At 42.7% G+C, this 6,381-nt stretch carries 6 protein-coding genes; 2 read left to right on the top strand and 4 right to left on the bottom strand.

Going from position 1 to position 6,381, the window contains the following annotated elements:
* Positions 1–210, top strand: a 210-nt coding sequence (locus FC24_RS11665) for a hypothetical protein (RefSeq protein WP_235807302.1), incomplete at its 5' end; no start/stop codon positions are given.
* A gap of 121 nt (positions 211–331) precedes the next feature.
* Here FC24_RS11665 and FC24_RS03455 read toward each other — a convergent pair.
* On the bottom strand, positions 332–1,150 hold the full coding sequence (locus FC24_RS03455; RefSeq protein WP_235807301.1) for a Cof-type HAD-IIB family hydrolase: 819 nt from the start codon (positions 1,148–1,150) through the stop codon (positions 332–334).
* Between the two features lie 149 nt (positions 1,151–1,299).
* Here FC24_RS03455 and uhpT point away from each other — a divergent pair, with 149 nt between their 5' ends.
* Entirely contained in the window at positions 1,300–2,679 is a 1,380-nt protein-coding gene (uhpT, locus tag FC24_RS03450) for a hexose-6-phosphate:phosphate antiporter (RefSeq protein WP_057873480.1), read from the top strand.
* On the opposite strand, the gene FC24_RS03445 is transcribed toward uhpT, so the two are convergent.
* The 3 genes from FC24_RS03445 to FC24_RS03435 form a co-directional block, all read right to left on the bottom strand.
* A complete protein-coding gene (locus FC24_RS03445; RefSeq protein WP_057873479.1) occupies positions 2,676–4,112 on the bottom strand; it encodes an oligosaccharide flippase family protein in 1,437 nt (478 codons plus the stop codon). The two genes, uhpT and FC24_RS03445, sit on opposite strands and share 4 nt — an antisense overlap.
* A 92-nt stretch (positions 4,113–4,204) precedes the next feature.
* Positions 4,205–4,948 carry a LytTR family transcriptional regulator DNA-binding domain-containing protein gene (locus FC24_RS03440; RefSeq protein WP_057873478.1) on the bottom strand — a complete coding sequence of 248 codons (744 nt, stop codon included), beginning with the start codon at positions 4,946–4,948 and terminating at the stop codon, positions 4,205–4,207.
* Positions 4,942–6,261: a GHKL domain-containing protein gene (locus FC24_RS03435; RefSeq protein ID WP_057873477.1), complete on the bottom strand. Its 1,320-nt coding sequence runs from the start codon at positions 6,259–6,261 to the stop codon at positions 4,942–4,944. The genes FC24_RS03440 and FC24_RS03435 overlap by 7 nt, the downstream gene beginning before the upstream one ends.
* Between the last annotated feature and the right edge of the window lie 120 nt (positions 6,262–6,381).

The raw sequence follows: 6,381 nt of genomic DNA, 5'->3' as shown, positions 1-6,381 counted from the left end.
AGGGAAGGCATTCCCTATTTCTATACAATTCAGAAATCTTTTATGCATTTACACAAGATATTTTACGCTCTCCAAGTTAATGATCAGTCACGTGTTAAGAAGAGCTACCTTATCTGGTGGATTTTACTGGCGGTTATCATCTTGTTAATTGCAGGTGGCAGCTATTATTGGTACCGGAAAAAGCATCGTGGTAAGCATCAACAATCATAAGCATTTGAATGCTGGTTTAACGTGAATTAAACAGGCGGGGCAACAATTCATTTTGACGATGAATTGTTGTCCCGCCTGTTGTTTATGATTGAATAATCGGCTGATTGCGGCAAATCAGCTGTTAATTGTTTGCCAAGATAGTTTCAATGGTGTCTAAAACGCCACTATGATTGTTGTCTAAGCGGGTGACACAAGGTGCCGCTTGACGAATAGCTGGTGCGGCATTACGCATGGCGTACCCGTATTTTGCCCGGCGCAGCATTTCTAAGTCGTTGTAGTTATCGCCAAAAGCGGCCACTTCTGCAGGTGATAATTCCCAGTAATCTTCTAAGGCTTGTAAGCCTACACCTTTATCAATCCCGGCAGGGACGACGTCAATGCTGCCAAAGCCGCTGGCAGTGGCGTACAGCTGTCCTGGAAATTTAGCATTGAGGTAATCGGCCTTCGCTTTTAGTTGGTTATGTGCCCAGGCTAAATTAACTTTATAAATGGTGTCTGTTACTGATGCAATGTCGTCCACCAATTGCAGATTACTGAAAAAGTACCGCGTTTTCGGATCCGTTGCGCTCGGATCAGTGCGATTAAGGTAACTACCATGTTGGCCGGATAACCGAATGGAATCTGGCTGTAAATAAGGGTCGTCAGTTAAAATTTTTAATAGCGCGTGGATCGTGTTGTGCGGCAAATTAGTTTCAGAAACCACGGTCTCACCATCCATAATTAAAGCGCCATTTTCAGCCATAAACGTTTTGATGGCCGATTTTTCAGCAAAAATATCCAATAAGTGTCCGTAATGATTGCCGCTGGCGATGGCAAAGTGAATGTTTTGCTGGATCATCCCGCTTAATAAGTCATTAAAACGGTCGATGGCATAATCATGTTGATCGTCTAAAAAAGTACCGTCAATGTCAGTTGCAATTAATTTTATCGTCAAAATCATTTCTTCCCTTCGTACTAATAATTTTATTGTAACTGATTGTTGTCGTTCAGGCAAAGTAACCGGTTTTTTACTTTGGGATGGGGCTGAGCAGCCAATTTTCTTGTGCTATACTGTTAGCGGTTAAATTTTAAGGAGAAGAAGGGGTTAGCATGTGGCATTATTTTGATTTAAAACGGCCCAAAAAATTAAATTTATCACTGGTGCAGCAACGCCAGCGCTGGCTAAAAGAATTTTTGAAGGCGTTTTTGGTAGTTTTTTTAGTTTACTTCAGTATGTATTTAATTCGAAATAATTTATCTGCCGCACAGCCGTTATTGGTGAAAAAGGGCATTTCCACCACAGCGTTAGGCTGGATTGGCTATGGTTTTTCACTGGCTTACGGCATCGGCAAAACAGTTTTAGGCTACGTGGTCGACGGTAAAAACACCAAACGTTTCATGTCCTTCCTCCTGATTTTAGCAGCGTTGATGTCGCTGATTATCGGGGTCGCATTATTGATGGATCAAGCACCGCTAGGCTTGATTTTTGTGCTGTGGTCTTTAAACGGGATTTTTCAGTCACCAGGGGGTTCAGCCTCTTTATCGACGATTTCCCGGTGGACCACTACCACAACGCGCGGCCGTTACATCGGTATTTGGAACATTTCCCATGAGCTTGGTGGTGCCGTTGCCGGCATCATTGCGTTATGGGGTGCCAACCATTTATTTGCTGGTAATGTTGGTGGCATGTTCATTTTCCCAGCCATCATTGGGCTGTTAATTGGTTTATGGGGGCTGTTTTTCGGCGCAGATGATCCGCAAGAATTAGGCTGGCAACCTAGTGAAGTGATTTTTGGCGAAAGTGTTTCTAAAGCAGATCAAACCGCTGCTAAAATGAGTAAATGGCAGACTTTTAAAAAATTTGTGGTTAAAAGTCCTTGGGTTTGGTTATTGTGCATCGCCAATGTCTTTGTTTACGTAGTCCGTATCGGCATCGTCAACTGGGCACCACTATATACAGTCCAGCAGTTGCATTTCACTGTGGCACAAGGGGCCAATACCTTACTCCTTTTCCAATTAGGCGGTATTTTAGGCAGTGTCGTTTGGGGTTGGTTCTCCGATGTGCTCAAAGGCCGGCGAGCAGTGGTTTCCATCATTTGCTTAGTATTAACAGCAGTTGTCGTGTTAGGTTACCGTTACGGCACGACACCTTTGCTGATTAACACGTCGCTATTCTTTTTGGGGATGTTAATTTATGGACCGCAGTTGTTAATTGGGGTAGCGGTCATCAGTTTTGTCCCGAAAAACGCGTTAAACGTTTCGGATGGGTTAACCGGGACCTTTGCGTATATTTTTGGTGATTTAATGGCCCAAGTTGGGTTTGCCGCAATTGCAGACCCTAAAGAAAATGGGCTATCGCTTTTTGGCTTAACGTTGCATGGTTGGAACGATACGTTTATCGTCTTTTATTTAGCAGTGGTGTTAAGTATCATTATGTTGGCAATCATCGCAGTTGGTGAAGAAAAACGGATTCGGCAACAGTTAGGTTAACCCAAGTGATTGGCAGCTTTTTGTAGGAAAAAGTGTAATTCTTTTAAAATTGGCGCCGCAACCACTTTTAAGCTAATGAAATAAAGACCAGCACCGCACAATACTGTCAGTAAAATGGCGGTTAAGCCGGTGACTGACCAGTAGTTGAGCAAAGAGCGCAAAGTGACGTACATCGCACTGCCGCTGAGTAAATATTTCCAAGTGGCGTGAAAAAGTCGGCGTCGGCTGATAAAGTCACGAATGGCGTGCAATTGTGCACCGGTGACACAGAATTCAGTGAGTACCGTTGCAAAGACAGCGCCGTAAGCACCAAAAGGTGGAATTAAAATCAAATTGGCACCAACGCTGATGACGGCACCTAAAATAACGGATAGCGTGTACGCGCGGTTGCGTTTAAGCGGCAATAATAATTGAATCCCAGTGACGTTCCCCCAAGCGATGAATAAAATCACCGGCGCTTCAGCGATCAATAGTTGTCCGGTAAGCTGGTAGCCGCTACCTAAGTACCACTGACTAAAGCTAGGGCCTAACAATGCCAAGCCAAAAACTAGTGGTACTGCTAAAGCTGTTGTGAAATCAAATGATCGGTAAAGACTGGTTTTAATCGCAGCGTACTGTTTGTGTGCCGCTTTGTTGGCGATGTTTGGCAGCATCACACTACCTAATGCGGTGACAATACCCAAAACTAAACGGATGACCCGGTCAGCGTAACCGTAATACCCCACGGCACTCATCGATGCGAAGACACCTAGTAAATTGCGGTTTAAACTTAAGTAAATCTGAATGGCGATGGTGGGAAGAAATAGTGTTAGGCTGCCGCGTAAATGTTGCAGCGGGTGCAGTTGTGCCTTTGGGACCCACTGGATCTGCTGGACCAAATAAGGCCATAAAGTAAGGTTGCCAATTAAACTGCTGCCAGCGTTAAGTAAGATATACAGCCATAAATCAGCAGTAGAATGAACTAGCGTAAAGATAAGACTGATAGCCAGTAAGCGGACAAACGCGTTACGCAGCACCACTTTGCCAAAGTCTTCCATCCCCATGAAGTACCAGGAAATATCAAAAATAGCTGCTGGCAACACTAGGGCCTGCAACAACAGGTAAGTTCGGTAGCGACTAGCGATGAGCCAATAACCCATAAAGGCCAGTATGGCCACGCCAATAGTTAACGCTTGTAAACAGGTGATTTCCCAAAATAATTGAGACCGCGTGAACTTTTCTCCCCGGTGATAGGCTAACTCGCGATTAGCGTACAATTTAATACCCAAAGTGCCAAAGAGCAAAAAATAATTGACCAGCGCGCTAGTGTAATCATTGATGCCGATGCCAGCAATACCAATAACCCTTGATACATAGGGGACGGTAATCAAAGGTAAAATGAGTAACAGTAAATTATAGCTTAAATTATAAAACCAATTTTTAACTAGTTTCACAGTTTCCGCGCTCCTTTTCAACACTAGCCTTAGCTTAGCTAGTGCTGAAAAAGTTTGCCGGTCTATGGCGTTTAACGTCAGAAAAAAGCCGGTCAGCGTAACTGGCGGTTTAATGCGCCTACTTTACGAAAAGCGACGACACATTTTTGCTGGTCGGGGAAATAGGCGATGCGTTTGGCAGCATCAAAGCTGGTGATTGTCTGCGGATTGAGTAAAATACTACGGTGTGCTAGAAATAGGTGCGGGTACTTTTCTGCTTGCTCGCTTAAGCGGCCGATAAATTCAGCTTGTTGGTGGTCAGCGTGAATGATGAGCTTACCCGTATTACCGGGGGCCGTTTCTAAAAAATAAAATTGTGAAAACGGGATTTCATAATAGCGCTGGCCAATGCGATAGCCAAATTTTTGTTTGGTGTGCAATATTGTTTGCTGGTAGCGTTGCTGCGCAATTTTTAAATCTTGCCGCAACTGCTGTTCGACTTTAGGGGCGCCGTTATCTTTCAATAGATAATCCAAAGGTGCAATTTTACGTTCAAAGGTTAAAAACGCCATTTCGGTGTGCGTGGTAAGAAAAATAATTTGGGCATCAACGAAGTGATTGCGAATCCATTCTGCTAGGTCCAAACCAGCCGTCAACTGGTTGCCAATTTCGATATCCAATAAAAAGAGGCCGTGAGTGTGGGGTTGGTGTTGCAAATAGTCTTTAATTTTTTGTGGTGTTGCGGTGACAAGCGCTAGTTGCATGTCTAATTGATCGATCATAATTTGTGTGCGAACGATCTGCTGGTAGTAAAATCGCTGTTTGGCGTTATCTTCTAAAATAAAAGTCGTCAACATAAGGGTGCCTCCATAAACGTTAAAATAACACGAAATTGTGCCGTCGTTTGTTTAACATCTAATAAAATGTGGGGTTGTTGTTGGGCTAGTTCTTGTAAGTTTGCTAAGCCGGTACCACGTTGCGTCCCTTTTTGGGAATAACCTTCCTTAAATAAGCGGCTAAAGTTAGGTGCAGTGTTGAAATTATTGGTGACAATGATTTCTTGATCACCGTTAGCGTAGTTTAGCAACGCAACTTGTAGTTTCGGGCTTGCTGCGCTTTGAGCTGCCTCTAAAGCGTTATCTAAGATGATGCCTAACATCCGGATTAATGTGACACTAACAGGTTGGTTTAATTGAAAGCGAGTGGTAATTTCTAAATGAACAGTGATATGTTGTAATTGTGCCTGGGCCAACTTTTGCAATAATAAACTGCGTAGTGGCTTATCTACCACTAGATCTAAATCAGCGAAGTGATTGCTTGGTTTTAGTTGTAGGCTTGCTGACTTTAAAATTTGTTGAAAATAGTGTTGTAATTCAGGTTGTTGGCTTTCATCAATGTAGGTCTGTAACGACAAGAGGATGTTTTGGTAATCGTGTTTAAATTTACGTAACGCGCGATCATTAGCAGCGATTTCTTGCGCATACAATAAAATATTTTGGTAGTCGCGCTGCGCCATTAATTGCGCACTGCGCAAGTGGTAGATTTTTAAAAAATAGGTGAATAGAAAGGCGGCTAATAAAATTAAGCCGCTAAAGCCAAAAATTAACAAGGTTTTGCTGGCAGTGTTGAAGTGGTAATAGTCAATTAGCCACAACAAAGCTGCTAATGCACAAAACGTTAGCAGTAACAAGGCGAGCAAATATTTCTGGACTTGTGTTTGCCGAAAAACATTGGTGATGGTGGCAAATAATTTTAAATAGTGCAGTAATACGATGAAGCTAGCGATTAATAAATAGTCAGTGCTGATAATCAAGAGGACGTTACTGAATTTAGTTGCAAGTAAGGGCCATAATTTACCGGCGGCGGTAGCACTGATAACAGCTAAACTACTAAAAATTAATTGTAAATTTAAGGCTAAGCAAAATTTAACCAGTTCGGTTAACACATGGGCCTGCTTTTGCCGCCAAGTATAATAGCCTAAATAAATGATCAGCATTAAGACAAAGATAATGCGGCCCCACCACATCATCAAGACACCAAAAAATAGGCTGAGTGGCACTGCTAGGCACCTTTTATGCCAAGTTCGGCGTTCAATTGCAATGTAGTCAGCTAATAAATAAACACCTAAGGTTAATGCAGTTGCTTGGATAAATTTTAATAGGTTAAACATGTGACCTGCCTCGACACTTTTTCTTCCAGCATACTAGTTTTAACCGTGTTTTGCAGTGAAAAGTGGTAAAAGTAGTTTTTAAAACGGTGGACGTCGTGACTATTTTGTAAAACGCTAAAT

Source organism: Loigolactobacillus rennini DSM 20253 (assembly GCF_001436505.1).
GTDB lineage: Bacteria > Bacillota > Bacilli > Lactobacillales > Lactobacillaceae > Loigolactobacillus > Loigolactobacillus rennini.
The sequence above is the reverse complement of the archived record's forward strand: the minus strand, read 5'-3'. Positions and strand labels throughout refer to the sequence as shown.